Below are 14,095 nucleotides of genomic sequence, written 5' to 3' on the forward strand. Positions count from 1 at the left end.
CCTCAGTTCACCGGCGGCATCTGCGGCTGCGGCACCTTGCCCAGTCGCATCTGACGGCCGAAGATGTCGCGCATCAGCGACAGCGAAAAGAGGTGCGCATAGATCAGCGGCAACATGCCGTTCTGCACGATCTTGCGCAGCTGATCGCCGCGCAGGTCGTTGAGCTTCTTTTCGTCGACCATCAGGAAGCCGCGATAGATGAACGGCTGCTCGGCGCCCTCCGGCTGGATCGAGACTTCGCCGTCGATCAGCAGGCCGAGCTCCTTGAGCTCCTTCATGAACTGGCCGGTGTTGTGACCGGCGCGCTCGAACTCCTCGTTGAACTTGAGGATGCCCTTGGTCATCTCGGTCGGCTGGCCGTCCTCGAACAGCTTCTCGCCCTCGTCGAACGCGCCGACCGAGTCCGAAGTCGGGTCGAAGCACAGCGACAGCTCGTCGCTTTCGGGGCGAAGCCGTGCGAGGAGATAGGGATAGCGGCGGATATAAGCCGGGATGTAGAAATCATCCTCGGTGAGCTTGCCTTCGTCGTCGAAGAAGACGTTGACCCCTTCGTTGAGGCCCATCAGCCCCAACGGAACCGGCTCGTCGCCCACCGAGAAGACGATCGGCATGCGGCGCTGCACCAGCGGGAATTCCTCGACCGTCACCGGAATGGCATGCTGCTTTGCCACAAAGGGTGCCTTGTCGGCGCGACGGATACGATAGTCGCCGTGCGTCTGAGTCGAGAGCGGCTCGAGCTTGTTGTAGAACAGGGGAAGCGACTGCTGCGTCGGCGCGGTGGCCATGAAACTCTCCTGAGATCGATCGTCGCGCCGCTCTATGAAGAAGGGGCTTCGTGTGCAAGCGCCACCAGCTTGCCCGGATTGCAAATCCCCTTCGGATCGAGCGCCGCCTTGATCGCGCGCAGCGCCGCCAGCCGCTCGGGCGGCCCCAGCCGCTCGAGCTCGGCGCGCTTCATCTGGCCGATGCCATGTTCGGCGGAGATCGAGCCGCCGGCGGCGACCACCTGATCGTGGACGAAGCGCGTGATCTCGGGCGCGGCCTCGGCATACCAGCGATCGCGCTCCACGCCCGCGGGCGCCCGGATATGGAAGTGAACATTGCCGTCGCCGAGATGGCCGAAAGCAGTCGCGTGCGTGCCCGGAAAGCGCGCCTCGGCCGCGGCAGCCGCCTCGACCATGAAGCGCGGCATGCCGGCGACGGGAACCGAGATGTCGTGCTGCACCGCGGGTCCGCTCGCCCGTTCCGCTTCCGAAAGCGAATCGCGCAGCCGCCAGAACGCCTCGGCCTGTGCTTCGCTGGCGGCGATCACGACATCCTCCACCGCACCCCGCTCCAGCGCCTCGGCAAGCAGCCGCTCGAGCAGCGTGGCGGGCGGCTCGGCGTCGGCGTCGCTCGCCACGGCTTCGATCAGCACGTGCCAGCGATGCGCACCCGAAAGCGGCGCCCGCGTGTCGGGAATATGCCGCAGCACGAGCCCCAGCGAATCGCCGGGAATAATCTCGAAACTCTCGACCGAATCAGTGCGCGCCTCGATCGCCCGGAGCAATTCGAGCGCCATCTGCGGGCTCGGCAGGCCGGCCCAGGCGACGGCGCGCTGCTTCACCTCGGGCACGAGCCGGAGCACCGCGGCAGTGATCACGCCCAGCGTTCCTTCCGCCCCGATCAGCAGCTGATCGAGGTCATAGCCGCGATTGTCCTTCTTGAGCGCCGCCAGCCCATCGTGCACCGATCCGTCGGGCAGCACTGCCTCCACGCCCGCGACCAGGCTGCGCATCGTGCCGAACCGCAGGACCTGGGTTCCCCCCGCGTTGGTTGAGACCAGTCCGCCGATCGTCGCGCTGCCGCGCGCGCCCAGGGTCAGCGGAAAGCGCCGCCCGGCGCCGTTCGCCGCGGCATGAAGATCGGCGAGGATCACACCGGCCTCGGCGACAGCGAGATTTTCGTCGGACGACAGGCTGCGGATGCGATTCATCCGGCGCAGCGAAAGGATCAGCGCCGATCCATCAGCCGGAGGAGTCGCCCCACCGACCATCGACGTATTGCCGCCCTGCGGCACCAGCGGCACGCCCGCCGCCGCGGCGAGGCCGACGATCGCCGCCGTCTCGGCCGTGGAGGCAGGCGCCAGCAGCGCGGGAGAGGCGCCGTGATAGCGGTTGCGCCAGTCGGTGAGCCAGGGCGCGATCGCCTCGGCATCGGTTACGGCAGCCTTGGGTCCGAAGCGATCGCGGACGCTCTCGACTAGCTGGGACTGTGCGGGAGTCATCGCGGCGGGAATATCATGCGCATTCGGCTCGGCCAATTCATCCGATGTTCAAACCCGCGCGCTACGAGCCGGACGCAATGTTCAATCCGCTTCCCGCGGCCGCGATGCTGATTCTGCTCGCCGCGCCCAGCTCGGCGCCCGCGCCGCCCATGCAGGATGCGTCGCATCTGCGCTCGCGCGAGCAGGCGACGGTGCGCGTACCCAGCGTGACTCTGACGGTGCGGATGCGGCACAGCCAATGGCGCGAGCGCCCGGCCGAACGCTGCGTACCGATGGCGCGGATCCTGTCCGCGGGCGTGAGCGGCGGCGACGCCGTCGATTTCGTGCTCGACGACGGCAGCAGGGTGCGGGCGCGCCTCGAATCGCGGTGCCCGGCGCTCGGATATTATTCGAGCCTCTATATTCGGCGCAGCCGCGACGGGATGCTCTGTGCAGGGCGCGAATCGCTACGCTCGCGCTCGGGCGGCTCGTGCCAGATCCGCGAATTCCACCAGCTGGTGCCGGTACGATAAACCGCGTCGCGGCTTGACATTTCGCGGCAAATCCGCAAGCGCGGGCACCGCTTGACCGGCGCGAAACGCGCCTGATTTCCGGACAACCGCATGAATTTTGCCGATCTCGGCCTGTCTGACGAACTGCTGCGCGCCGTGGGAGAGGCCGGCTACTCCGAGCCCACTCCCATCCAGGCGAACGCCATTCCCAGCGTGCTGATGATGCGCGACCTGATCGGCATTGCGCAGACGGGGACCGGCAAGACCGCCAGCTTCGTGCTGCCGATGATCGACATCCTGGCGCAGGGCCGCAGCCGCGCCCGCATGCCGCGCAGCCTGATCCTCGAGCCGACCCGCGAGCTCGCCGCGCAGGTTGCCGAGAATTTCGAGGCCTACGGCAAGTATCACAAGCTTTCGATGGCGCTGCTGATCGGCGGCGTATCGATGGGCGACCAGATCAAGGCGCTCGAAAAGGGCGTCGACGTGCTGATCGCCACTCCGGGCCGGCTGATGGACCTGTTCGGCCGCGGCAACATCCTGCTCACCGGCTGTTCGCTGCTCGTGATCGACGAGGCCGACCGGATGCTCGACATGGGGTTCATCCCCGACATCGAGGAAATCTGCACCAAGCTCCCCAAGCAGCGGCAGACGCTGCTGTTTTCGGCGACGATGCCGCCGCCGATCAAGAAGCTGGCCGACAAGTTCCTCGACAATCCCAAGACGATCGAAGTGGCGCGGCCGGCGACGACCAACACCAACATCACCCAGTGGGTGGTGCCGGTCGCATCCGCCGACAAGCGCAAGGAGCTGCGCCGCCTGCTCGGCGAAGAGGACGTGCGCACTGCGATCATCTTCTGCAACCGCAAGACGACGGTGCGCGAACTCAACAAGAGCCTGAAGCGCTCGGGCTTCAGCTCGGGCGAGATTCACGGCGATATGGACCAGTCGGCCCGGATCGCCGAGCTGGACCGGTTCAAGTCGGGCGAAGTCAACATCCTGGTCGCATCCGACGTGGCGGCCCGCGGCCTGGACGTGAAAGGCGTGAGCCACGTCTTCAACTTCGATGCGCCGTGGCATCCGGACGATTATGTCCACCGCATCGGCCGCACGGGCCGCGCCGGGGCATCCGGCGTCGCCTATACCTTCGTCACCGCGGAAGATGCGGAGAACATCGCCAATATCGAGAAGCTGACCGGCCAGAAGATCCAGCGGCTGAGCAGCGGCGAAACGCCTGCGGCATCGTCTGGCGACGAAGCCGAGAAAGCCCGACCGGCACGCGCGCCGCGCAGCCGCAAGGCGGCCGAGCCAAAGGCAAAGGCCAAGGAAACGTCGGGCGACAGCGCGCCGGCCGCTCCCCGGTCGAGCAAGGCCGCCGAGCACAGAGCCGAGCGTGAGGGCGACCGCGAACGGCGGCCTAGCCGAGCCGCCGCGCCACGCCGTGAGCGGGGCGAGCGCAAGGCGCCGGAACCGCAGCGGACGGCAGTGGACGATTCTGCGCCCGATTCAGCCGATGAAGGCTGGAACGGCCCGGTGCCCAATTTCCTGAACTTCGGCTTCGGAAGCTGACGCCCGCCGGATGATCGAGAGCGTCCCGGTCCAGAAGATCGAATCGCCCTGCGTGCTGGTGTGCACGCTCGATGTCGACACCGGCTGGTGCCTGGGCTGCGGCCGCACACGCGACGAGATCGCGCAATGGACTCGGCTCGACGATGCCGGCCGCAGCGCAGTGATGGCCGAACTGCCCGCGCGCATGGCCCGGCTGGACGGCTGAGCGAAGCGCACTCCCAAGGTCAGACGACAATTCTCGCGTGAGCGGTACGCTCGGCACCGCGAGTTCCGCGGCTCCCGGCGCTCCGCCCGATCAGGCAGGCGCCTGCTCGGGCATCGCCGCATCGTCGAGTTCGGTCGCGCGGCGATAGGCGTCCCGATCGGTCACCCGGGCGACATAGGCGGCAAACGCATCGCGCCCGGGCAACGTGCCGAACTGCGTTCCCCAGGCAACCGAGGAACCGACATAGACGTCGGCGGCAGTAAAACGCTCACCCGCGATGTAGGGATTTCGCGACACGGCATATTCGAGCACGTCGACCGCCCGGTCGTAGCTGCCATAGCCGAACATCATCGCCTGGTCGTCGCCGGGAACGAACTTCGCCCAGTTGTTCGTGACGGCCTGCTCGAGCGGCCCCGCGGCGAAGAACAGCCAGCGATAATAGTCGGCCCGCTCCTCCGCCCGGGGCGCGAGCCCCGAATCGGGAAAGCTCTCGGCCAGATAGGCACAGATCGCCGCGCACTCGGTGACGACCCTGCCGTTGTGAACGATCGCGGGCACCTTCCCCATCGGGTTCACCGAAAGATAGGCTTCCGCCTTCATCGTCGAACCATAGTCGAGAAGCTCGGTGCGGTAATCGGCGCCCGTCTCCTCGAGCATCCAGCGGGCAATCCGCCCGCGCGACATCGGATTGGTGTAGAAAACCAACTCGTCCGTCATCTCATCCTCCGTTCCGCGACTCATCCGAGCCGCGGAACAGAGGGTGAACGCAAACCGTGGCTCACGCAAGGGGTTCGTCGGCGCCGCCCGGCGCGGACGGCGATCACGCACCTGCGCCCGGACGACGGGCGCTGCCGTTCAGCGCTTGAAGGGATCCTCGAACGTGGGGTTCGGTGCGGCGCCCTCTCCGGCCGCGGCTGCCTCGGCGTCGCGCGCCGCCTGCTCGCGCTCGGCGCGGAGCTGCTCGATCAGCGCCTCGCGGTCGCCCTCGAGCCGGTTGTCGACCGGGGCTTCGATGCCGGCCTGCTTGGCTGCGCGTGCCACGATCGCGTCGAGCTCACGCTGCGAGCACAGGCCGAGCGTGACCGGATCCTTGGGAACGATATTGGAGATGTTCCAATGGCTGCGGTCGCGGATCGCCGCGATCGTCGTACGCGTCGTACCGATCAGCTTGCCGATCGCGCCGTCGGAGATTTCCGGGTGATGGCGCAGAATCCAGGCGATGCCGTCCGGCTTGTCCTGACGCTTCGAAACGGGTGTATAGCGCGGGCCTTTGGTCCGGCGGACCTGCTCGGGGCCCTTCTGCATCTTGAGGCGATACTCGGGGTCCTGCTGCCCCTTCTCGATCTCCTCCATCGTCAGCTCGTGGGCGCGGACCGGATCGCGGCCGGTGAGCTTCGCCGCCGCGGTGTCGTCGGCGATCGCCTGCACCTCGAGAATGTGCAGGCCGCAGAAGTCGGCGATCTGTTCGAACGAGAGCGCAGTATTATCGACCAGCCAGGAAGCGGTCGCGTGCGGCATCAGCGGCTGGGCCACGGTGCAATTCTCCAGAAACAATAAGGGCCACCCCTTGCGGGGTGGCCGTGTCATGACGCGGACTTAATGCGGACGGCCGCGCGAGGCAAGGTTTGGCTGCATCGACACGCGTTCACGCTGCGATCGCCACCTCGTCGATATGCACGAGCGCGTGAAGGAATTGCTGCGCACTCGCTTCCCAGGTGAAGGTGCGCCCATAGGCGGCGCACGTCTCGCTATCCTTGGTCAGCGCTTGCGCGATGGCGGTGGTCAGATCATCGGCCATCGCGCCGACTTCAGGCGTGAGCACGTCGATCGGCCCGGTAACCGGATAGGCGGCGACCGGAACGCCGCAGGCCATCGCCTCGATCATCACCAGCCCGAACGTGTCGGTCCTGCTCGGAAAGACGAAGACATCGGCCGCGGCATAGGCGCTGGCCAGCTCGGAGCCGAAGAGCGCTCCCAGGAACTTCACGTCGGGATCACGCGATTCGAGATGCGCGCGCGCCGGGCCATCGCCGACCACGACCTTGGTGCCCGGATGACTCGTCTTCAGGAACGCCTCAAGATTCTTTTCAACCGCCACCCGCCCGACATAGAGCTGCACCGGGCCCGGCAGCTCCGCCATCGCCGGATGCGGATCGAGCCCGGGCCGAAAGTTGGACAGATCGACCCCTCGCCCCCAATGGCGGACCTGGCCGAGGCCGTGATCGACCAGCGACTCGCGGATCGACGGAGTCGACGCAAGGATCGCCGAACTCGGGCCGTGGAACCAGCGGATATAGCGCCAGATCCAGGCCGCCGGCACGCCCGAACGCGCAGAGACATAATCGGGAAACTGCGTGTGATAGGCAGTGGTGAAGGGAACGCCGCGGCGCAGACACCAGCGCCGCGCGGCCACGCACACGGGCCCCTCGGTTGCGAGGTGGATCGCGTCGGGCCGGAATTCCTGGAGCAGCTTGCCGACATAGGCCACTCGCGCCAGCGCCAGCCGGATTTCAGGATAGGTGGGGCACGGCACCGAATAGAAACGGTCTGGCGAGATCACCAGCACCGAATGCCCGCGCGATTCGAGCAACGAGCGGACCGACTGCAGCGTGCGGACGACTCCATTGACCTGCGGTTCCCAGGCGTCGGTGACGATCGCGATGCGCACGGCCGCCTCCTCGCTCACGCAGCCGCCAGCGCCGCCACCCCTGATGCCTCGGGCGCATCGCGCGCCGCCATTTCATCGGCCCAGTGCAGGATCTCCATCCGCCCGTCGTAATGCTCCACGAGCGCAGTGCAACCCTCCACCCAATCGCCGTCGTTATAGTATTCGATGCCCTCGATCGTGCGCATCTCGGCGGTGTGGATATGCCCGGCGATCACACCGTCGACTCCGCGCGTGCCGGCCTCGTGCGCGACGATCTCCTCGAACTGCGAAATGAACTCGACGGCGTTCTTCACCTTCTGCTTGGCGTATTTGCTGAGCGACCAGTACGGCAGCTTGGCCCAGCGGCGATAGGCGTTCACCCAGCGATTGAGCGCCATGGTGAAATGATAGGCCGCGTCGCCCAGATGCGCGAGCCACTTGTGGCTCAGCGTGATCGCGTCGAATTCGTCGCCGTGCAGAACGAGCAGGCGGCGGCCGTCGGCGGTTTCGTGCACCGCCTGGCGCCGGATTTCTACGCCGCCGAAGTTCAGCCCGGTGAACTGGCGAAACACCTCGTCATGATTGCCGGGGATATACACGATCCGGGTTCCGCGCTTGGCGCGCTTCAGGATGCGCCAGACGATGTCGTTGTGCGCGGCCGGCCAGTAGAATTTCTTCCGCAGCTGCCAACCGTCGATCATGTCGCCGACCAGATACATGGTCTCGCTGTCGACATGATCGAGAAAGTCGATCAGCATCGCCGCGTTGCAGCCGCGCGTGCCGAGATGCACGTCGGAAATCCAGATCGTCCGATACTGGCGGCGCTCGGTAACCGCCTTCTCGGGGATCGAGGGATTAGCCTCGGCGAATTCAGCGAGATCTGCGATGTGAGCGATCGGGAGCTTGGTGACTGCGGCCATTGCTTCGGGTTCCCTCGCGGTGACCTTCGTTGCCGCCGCGCTATGCCGGGGAATTGTTACAGTTGGAATCGTACCCGCTTTGCCGCCGCGTCACAATGCACGGGATCGTCACATCGTCAGCACGATCTTGCCCATATGGTCGCCCGCCTCCATTCGCCGGTGCGCCTCGGCGGCTTCGGCAAGCGGATAGCTGCGGTCGAGCAGCGGTTTCAACCGGCCCTGCTCGGCATGCGGCCAGACGGTAGTGGCGAGTTCGTCCGCCACCATCGACTTGAACTGCACATCGCGGCCGCGAAGCGTCGATCCGGTGAGCGTCAACCGGCGGCGCATGATCTCGAAGATCGGCACGGTCGCGGTCGCGCCGCCCTGGACTGCGATCGAGACGTGGCGGCCATCGTCGCACAGGCAAGCGAGGTTGCGCGGCACATAGTCGCCGCCCACCATGTCGAGCACCGCGGCGACGCCCTTGCCCTCCGTGATTTCGCGCACCCGCTCGACGAAATCTTCGCTGGTGTAGTTGATCGCATGATCAGCGCCATGCGCGCGGGCGGCGGCGACCTTCGCGTCCGAGCCCGCGGTCACGATGATCGTGACGCCGAACAGATTGCACAGCGTGATCGCCATGGTGCCGATGCCGCTGGTGCCGCCGTGCACGAGCACTGTGTCGCCCTCGCTGGCGAAGGCGCGCTCGAACAAATTGGTCCACACGGTGAAGAGCGTTTCGGGCAGCCCTGCCGCCTCGACCATCGACAGCGCCTCGGGGACCGGCAGGCACTGGCCGATCGGCGCGAGCGCATATTCGGCATAGCCGCCGCCCGCCAGCAAAGCGCAGACCGGCTGACCGAGATATTCGCCCTCGACCTCGGCGCCCAGCGCCACCACCTCGCCGGCGACTTCCAGGCCCAGGACCGAGGACGCGCCCGGCGGCGGCGGATACATGCCCTTGCGCTGGAGCACGTCGGGGCGGTTCACGCCGGCCGCCGCCACGCGGATCAGCACCTCGCCCGCGGCCGGCCGCGGCACCGGCCGTGCGACCGGCACGAGCACCTCCGGTCCGCCGGGCTGCGCCGGATCGATCGCCTGCATCGTTTCCGGAATATTCATTCGCCTCGCGACCCCCTGATGTCGTTTCGCGCCCGTGCTCCGGGAAATTGCGGGCGTTATTGACATCGCCGGGCCCAGGGTCAACGCTAGCGGGCATGGACGCCGACGAGAATCTTCCGCGTCGTCACGACGATCCGGCCGCGCAGCTCGCGCGGCAGGACCTCGATCCGTTTTCGGTCGAGGAACTCGAAGCGCGTATCGCGGCACTGGAGGCCGAAATCAGCCGCTGCCGCGAAAAAATAAAACGCGCCGTTAACCATCGCGCAAGCGCGGACGCTCTATTTAAACGATGAGCGTAACGGCACCGGAGCGGGGCGATACGCCAAACATCTCCGGTGCGGAGCCGATGCGCTTGATGCGAGGGCTCACCCTCCCGACATTGGGAGCACGGGCCAGCGTGTCGCTGCTGGCTCGACTGGAGTAATACGATGCCTTCTTTCGCTTCCGCCCTCGAATCCACGCTGCACAAGGCCCTTGAAGCGGCCTCGGCGCGGCGCCACGAATATGCAACGCTCGAGCATCTCCTGCTCGCACTCGTCGACGACGAGCACGCATCGAAGGTGATGAGCGCATGCGGAGTGGATCTGGGCGAGCTCAAGACCACCGTCGCGCATTATCTCGACACTGAACTCGAGGCGCTGAAGGTGGATCAGGTGACCGATCCCTCGCCCACCAGCGGTTTCCAGCGCGTTGTCCAGCGCGCGATCCTGCACGTCCAGTCGTCCGGCCGCGACGAAGTGACCGGCGGCAACGTGCTGGTCGCGCTGTTCAGCGAGCGCGAGAGCTATGCCGTCTATTTCCTGCAGCAGCAGGATATGAGCCGCCTCGATGCCGTCAGCTACATCAGCCATGGCGTCGGCAAGGGCGGTCAGGCGGCCGAGGCGGCGACTCCCAAGGGCGCCGATGAAGCAAAGACCGAAAAGCAGGAAAAGGGCGGCAAGGGCGAAAGCGCGCTCAAGCAGTTCACGGTCGATCTCAACGAGAAGGCAAAGGCCGGCAAGGTCGATCCGCTGATCGGCCGCGGCCCGGAGGTGGACCGCACCGTCCAGATTCTGTGCCGCCGCAGCAAGAACAACCCGCTCTATGTGGGGGATCCGGGCGTCGGCAAGACCGCGATCGCCGAGGGGCTCGCGCGCAAGATCGTCGAAGGCGACGTGCCCGACGTGCTCAAGGAAGCGGTGATCTATTCGCTCGACATGGGAGCGCTGCTCGCCGGCACCCGCTATCGCGGCGACTTCGAGGAGCGGCTGAAGCAGGTCGTCAACGAGCTCGAGAAGCTGCCGCACGCGGTGCTGTTCATCGACGAGATCCACACCGTCATCGGCGCCGGCGCCACCTCGGGCGGCGCGATGGACGCATCGAACCTGCTCAAGCCGGCGCTGTCAGGCGGCTCGATCCGCTGCATCGGATCGACGACGTACAAGGAATTCCGCAATCATTTCGAGAAGGACCGCGCGCTCCTGCGCCGGTTCCAGAAGATCGACGTCAACGAGCCCTCGGTCGAGGACACGATCAAGATCCTCTCGGGCCTGCGTTCGGCGTTCGAGGGACACCATGACGTGAAATACACCCCCGACGCGATCAAGTCGGCGGTCGAGCTTTCGGCGCGCTACATCAACGACCGCAAGCTGCCCGACAAGGCGATCGACGTGATCGACGAAGTCGGCGCGATGCAGATGCTCGTCCCGCCCAGCCGCCGCCGCAAGACGATCACGCCGAAGGAAATCGAGGCAGTGATCGCGACGATGGCGCGCATCCCGCCGAAGAGCGTTTCGAGCGACGACACCAAGGTGCTTGCGAACCTCGAAACCGATCTGAAGCGCGTGGTGTTCGGCCAGGATCAGGCGATCGACGTGCTGAGCTCGGCGATCAAACTGAGCCGTGCTGGCCTGCGCGATCCCGACAAGCCGATCGGCAACTATCTGTTCAGCGGCCCCACCGGCGTCGGCAAGACCGAGGTAGCACGCCAGTTGGCGACAATCCTGGGCATCCCGCTCCAGCGGTTCGACATGTCCGAATATATGGAGCGCCACAGCGTCTCGCGGCTGATCGGCGCGCCTCCGGGCTATGTCGGCTATGATCAGGGCGGGCTGCTCACCGACGCTGTCGACCAGCAGCCGCACAGCGTGCTCCTGCTCGACGAGATCGAGAAGGCGCATCCGGATCTGTTCAACATCCTGCTGCAGGTGATGGACAACGGGAAGCTCACCGATCACCACGGCAAGACGGTCGATTTCCGCAACACCATCCTCATCATGACCACCAATGCCGGTGCGTCGGACATGGCGAAGGAAAGCGTGGGCTTCGGCAACATCAGCCGCGAGGACGTGCAGGAAGAAGCGGTGAAGAACCTCTTCACCCCCGAATTCCGCAACCGCCTCGATGCGATCGTGCCGTTCGGATACCTGCCGCCCGAAGTGGTCGAGCGCGTGGTCGAGAAGTTCATCCTGCAGCTCGAGCTTCAGCTCGCCGATCGCGGGGTGCACATCCAGCTCGACGACGAGTCGAAGGCGTGGCTCACCGAGCGCGGCTACGACAAGCTCTATGGCGCGCGTCCGATGGGTCGCCTGATCCAGGAGAAGATCAAGCAGCCGCTGGCTGAGGAACTGTTGTTCGGCAAGCTGCTCCACGGCGGCGAAGTGAACGTCCATATGAAGGACGGCGCGCTCGCCTTCGAGATCGTCCCCGCGCCGCCCAAGAAGCCGCGCAAGAAGGGCGGCAGCAAGGCGGCCAAGGCCGAAGCCAAGTAAAGGCGACCGGGCCGGTTCCTGCCACGGAGTCGGCCCGGAACCGCGACGCGCGGTGCAGCAGCGCCCGCCCGCTAAAATCTTGCCGGATCCCCCTCCGCGGGGGCGATCTTAATCACTCCTTCGCCATCGAGCGCCTATAATTCCGGTATGGGATCGGGGCGGGGACTGTTACTTTGGGCGCTGGGGCTGCTGTGCCTTTCAGCCGCGCTGCTGGCGCCCGCGCCGTCGCGCGCGGCAGGCGGCGTGGTCGGCACGCCGCTGCGGGTCTGCATTCTTCCCGCCGAGCCGGGCATGGACCCGGCAACGCTTCTCCGCCAGCCGGAACGCTTCGACTGCGCCACGCCGCAGGCCGAGTTCGGGTCCGGTGATTATTGGGTCCTCTCCTCCGACATCGGCGAACGCTCGCGCGCCCGGCGGCCGCTGACGGTCCGCATCGCCAGCGTATGGCAGCGCGGCCTCGATGTTCACGTCCTCTATGCCGACGGCGAAGTGGCGACCGAGACGGCCGATGCCTCGGGCATCTCGCGCCACATCGAACTCGGCGCGATCGTCGAGCACGAGCTGCCGCTCCGCAAGGCGAAGGTCGTCCGCGTCCTGTGGCATGTGAAGGATGCGGCCAATCTGCGCGGCATTCTGATCGGCCCGCGCCTAGCGACGCGCGATCAGTCGACTCAGTCCAATCTCGTGATGGGCGCCGTCTATGCCGCCTTCGGGGGCCTGTGCATCGCGCTGATCGTGTACAATCTCGCCCTGTGGGGAGCACTGCGCCACAGGTTTCAGCTGGCCTATTGCGCAATGGTCGGCGGACTTCTGATCTATGCCCTCTCCTCGTCGGGCGCTCTGGCCTGGCTGTGGCCGGAGATCGCGAACACCACGCGGCTGCGAGTAAACCATCTGATGCTCGCACTCTCGGGCGCCGCGGCGCTCGTCTTTGCGCGCACCTTCTTCGAGGCACGCGTCTTCGAAGGATGGATGGGTCGGCTCACCACCGCGATGGTCGTCGCGCTGGTGACCGCCGGGTTCGGCTTCTTCCTGTTCGCGCCCTATGCGATTCACCTGGCCGACCGGCTCTATGCACTCATCTTCCTGGCCGTGTCGGCGGTGCTGGCGCCGATGCTGTGGCGGGCGTGGCGACGGCGAAGCAACTATCTCTGGCTGTTCGCAGTCGCCTGGGCGCTGCCGATCAGCACCGCGGTGGCTCGCGCGCTGCACAATCTGGGGCTGATCCCCTGGAACTTCTGGCTCGACAATTCGACGATCCTGTCGATGGCGGCCGAGGCGCTGATCTCGAGTCTCGCGATCGCCTATCGCATCCGCATCCTCAGCCGCGAGCGCGACGAGGCGATCACCGCGGAGACGATGGCGCGACGGCTGGCGGAAACCGATCCGCTGACCGGGCTGCTCAACCGCCGCGCCTTTCTGGAGCATTCGATCGGCCGTACCGGTCGCCAGACGCTGCTGATCGCGGACATCGACCATTTCAAGCGAGTCAACGACACGCTGGGTCACGACGGCGGCGACGAAGTGCTGCGCGTGTTCGCGCGCGTGCTGCGCGCCAGCGTTCCGGCGAGTGCGCTCGTCGCGCGGTTGGGCGGCGAGGAATTCGCGATCATCACCCACAGCGACGAGCCGGTGCCCGCCGAGGCGCTGCTCGCGCGGCTGCGCGCCGCACGCATGCCGTTCGATCTGTCAGTAACCGCCAGCGTCGGCGTGTGCAGCGGCCCGCTCGCGACGGAAATCGACTGGAAGACGCTGTATCGCGGCGCCGACGCCGCGCTCTTCGATGCCAAGGCTGCCGGCCGCGACCGCGCCCGCGCCGCACGCCCAGAAACGCCCGCCGCGGCGGCGTGATCGGTTGCGCCGGCACCGAAGCGTCAGTAGAGATGGCGCAGCGAAACGAGGTGTAGCATGCGTAGCCGACGTAGGATCGTCCTTACCGTCATGGGGCTCCTGCTGGTCGCCGGTCTCGCGATGAAGCCGCCGAGCGCAGATATTCGCATCCTGGCCCATTCGGCGGACGACAGCGCACCCAGCCGGATGCAGGCGGGTGTGAACATCGGCCTTCTCGCCGTGTCGCTGCTGGTGACCTGGAGCAGCAAGCGGCTGCGCGACTAGCGCTTAGCGCTGCTTGCCTGAGCGGAGCGAG

At 66.4% G+C, this 14,095-nt stretch carries 14 protein-coding genes; 7 read left to right on the top strand and 7 right to left on the bottom strand.

Annotated elements, in window-relative coordinates:
* Window positions 1-2: 2 nt before the first annotated feature.
* Complete coding sequence (locus tag ACQ450_RS06790; RefSeq protein WP_188055903.1) at window positions 3-785, bottom strand: SapC family protein; 783 nt, start codon at window positions 783-785, stop codon at window positions 3-5.
* Between the two features lie 32 nt (window positions 786-817).
* Window positions 818-2,266 (bottom strand): FAD-binding oxidoreductase, encoded by a 1,449-nt coding sequence (locus ACQ450_RS06795; RefSeq protein ID WP_431470999.1) that lies wholly within the window; start codon window positions 2,264-2,266, stop codon window positions 818-820.
* A 44-nt stretch (window positions 2,267-2,310) separates the two neighbouring features.
* On the opposite strand from ACQ450_RS06795, the gene ACQ450_RS06800 reads away from it, so the two are divergent.
* The 3 genes from ACQ450_RS06800 to ACQ450_RS06810 all read left to right on the top strand — a co-directional run bounded on the left by ACQ450_RS06800 (window position 2,311) and on the right by ACQ450_RS06810 (window position 4,528).
* Window positions 2,311-2,778: a hypothetical protein gene (locus ACQ450_RS06800; protein ID WP_431471000.1), complete on the top strand. Its 468-nt coding sequence runs from the start codon at window positions 2,311-2,313 to the stop codon at window positions 2,776-2,778.
* A 90-nt stretch (window positions 2,779-2,868) separates the two neighbouring features.
* A complete protein-coding gene (locus ACQ450_RS06805; RefSeq protein WP_431471001.1) occupies window positions 2,869-4,323 on the top strand; it encodes a DEAD/DEAH box helicase in 1,455 nt (484 codons plus the stop codon).
* Window positions 4,324-4,333: 10 nt separating this feature from the next.
* Entirely contained in the window at window positions 4,334-4,528 is a 195-nt protein-coding gene (locus ACQ450_RS06810) for a DUF1289 domain-containing protein (RefSeq protein WP_188055907.1), read from the top strand.
* Window positions 4,529-4,618: 90 nt separating this feature from the next.
* Here ACQ450_RS06810 and ACQ450_RS06815 read toward each other — a convergent pair whose 3' ends face one another.
* The 5 genes from ACQ450_RS06815 to ACQ450_RS06835 all read right to left on the bottom strand — a co-directional run bounded on the left by ACQ450_RS06815 (window position 4,619) and on the right by ACQ450_RS06835 (window position 9,199).
* Complete coding sequence (locus ACQ450_RS06815) at window positions 4,619-5,245, bottom strand: glutathione S-transferase family protein (RefSeq protein ID WP_431471002.1); 627 nt, start codon at window positions 5,243-5,245, stop codon at window positions 4,619-4,621.
* A gap of 138 nt (window positions 5,246-5,383) precedes the next feature.
* The gene (locus ACQ450_RS06820) at window positions 5,384-6,061 is read right to left on the bottom strand and encodes a DUF1013 domain-containing protein (RefSeq protein ID WP_188056382.1); all 678 of its coding nucleotides are present in this window, start codon (window positions 6,059-6,061) and stop codon (window positions 5,384-5,386) included.
* Between the two features lie 112 nt (window positions 6,062-6,173).
* Window positions 6,174-7,196, bottom strand: coding sequence for a glycosyltransferase family 4 protein (locus tag ACQ450_RS06825; RefSeq protein ID WP_431471003.1), 1,023 nt, complete (start codon window positions 7,194-7,196; stop codon window positions 6,174-6,176).
* A gap of 14 nt (window positions 7,197-7,210) precedes the next feature.
* Window positions 7,211-8,095, bottom strand: a complete 885-nt coding sequence (locus tag ACQ450_RS06830; RefSeq protein ID WP_188055910.1) for a UDP-2,3-diacylglucosamine diphosphatase — start codon at window positions 8,093-8,095, stop codon at window positions 7,211-7,213.
* A 108-nt stretch (window positions 8,096-8,203) separates the two neighbouring features.
* Window positions 8,204-9,199 carry an NAD(P)H-quinone oxidoreductase gene (locus ACQ450_RS06835; protein WP_431471004.1) on the bottom strand — a complete coding sequence of 332 codons (996 nt, stop codon included), beginning with the start codon at window positions 9,197-9,199 and terminating at the stop codon, window positions 8,204-8,206.
* Between the two features lie 95 nt (window positions 9,200-9,294).
* Between ACQ450_RS06835 and ACQ450_RS06840 the strand changes: the two genes are divergently transcribed.
* The 4 genes from ACQ450_RS06840 (at window position 9,295) to ACQ450_RS06855 (ending at window position 14,064) form a co-directional block, all read left to right on the top strand.
* Window positions 9,295-9,492, top strand: a complete 198-nt coding sequence (locus ACQ450_RS06840) for a DUF1192 domain-containing protein (RefSeq protein ID WP_188055911.1) — start codon at window positions 9,295-9,297, stop codon at window positions 9,490-9,492.
* Between the two features lie 135 nt (window positions 9,493-9,627).
* Window positions 9,628-11,949, top strand: a complete 2,322-nt coding sequence (gene clpA / locus ACQ450_RS06845) for an ATP-dependent Clp protease ATP-binding subunit ClpA (protein ID WP_431471005.1) — start codon at window positions 9,628-9,630, stop codon at window positions 11,947-11,949.
* 147 nt (window positions 11,950-12,096) lie between these two features.
* Window positions 12,097-13,800, top strand: a complete 1,704-nt coding sequence (locus ACQ450_RS06850) for a sensor domain-containing diguanylate cyclase (RefSeq protein ID WP_431471006.1) — start codon at window positions 12,097-12,099, stop codon at window positions 13,798-13,800.
* 57 nt (window positions 13,801-13,857) lie between these two features.
* On the top strand, window positions 13,858-14,064 hold the full coding sequence (locus tag ACQ450_RS06855; RefSeq protein WP_431471007.1) for a hypothetical protein: 207 nt from the start codon (window positions 13,858-13,860) through the stop codon (window positions 14,062-14,064).
* Window positions 14,065-14,095 lie beyond the last annotated feature (31 nt).

Origin of the sequence: Sphingosinithalassobacter sp. LHW66-3 (assembly GCF_050703275.1) — a bacterium.
Taxonomy (GTDB): Bacteria; Pseudomonadota; Alphaproteobacteria; order Sphingomonadales; family Sphingomonadaceae; genus Sphingomonas.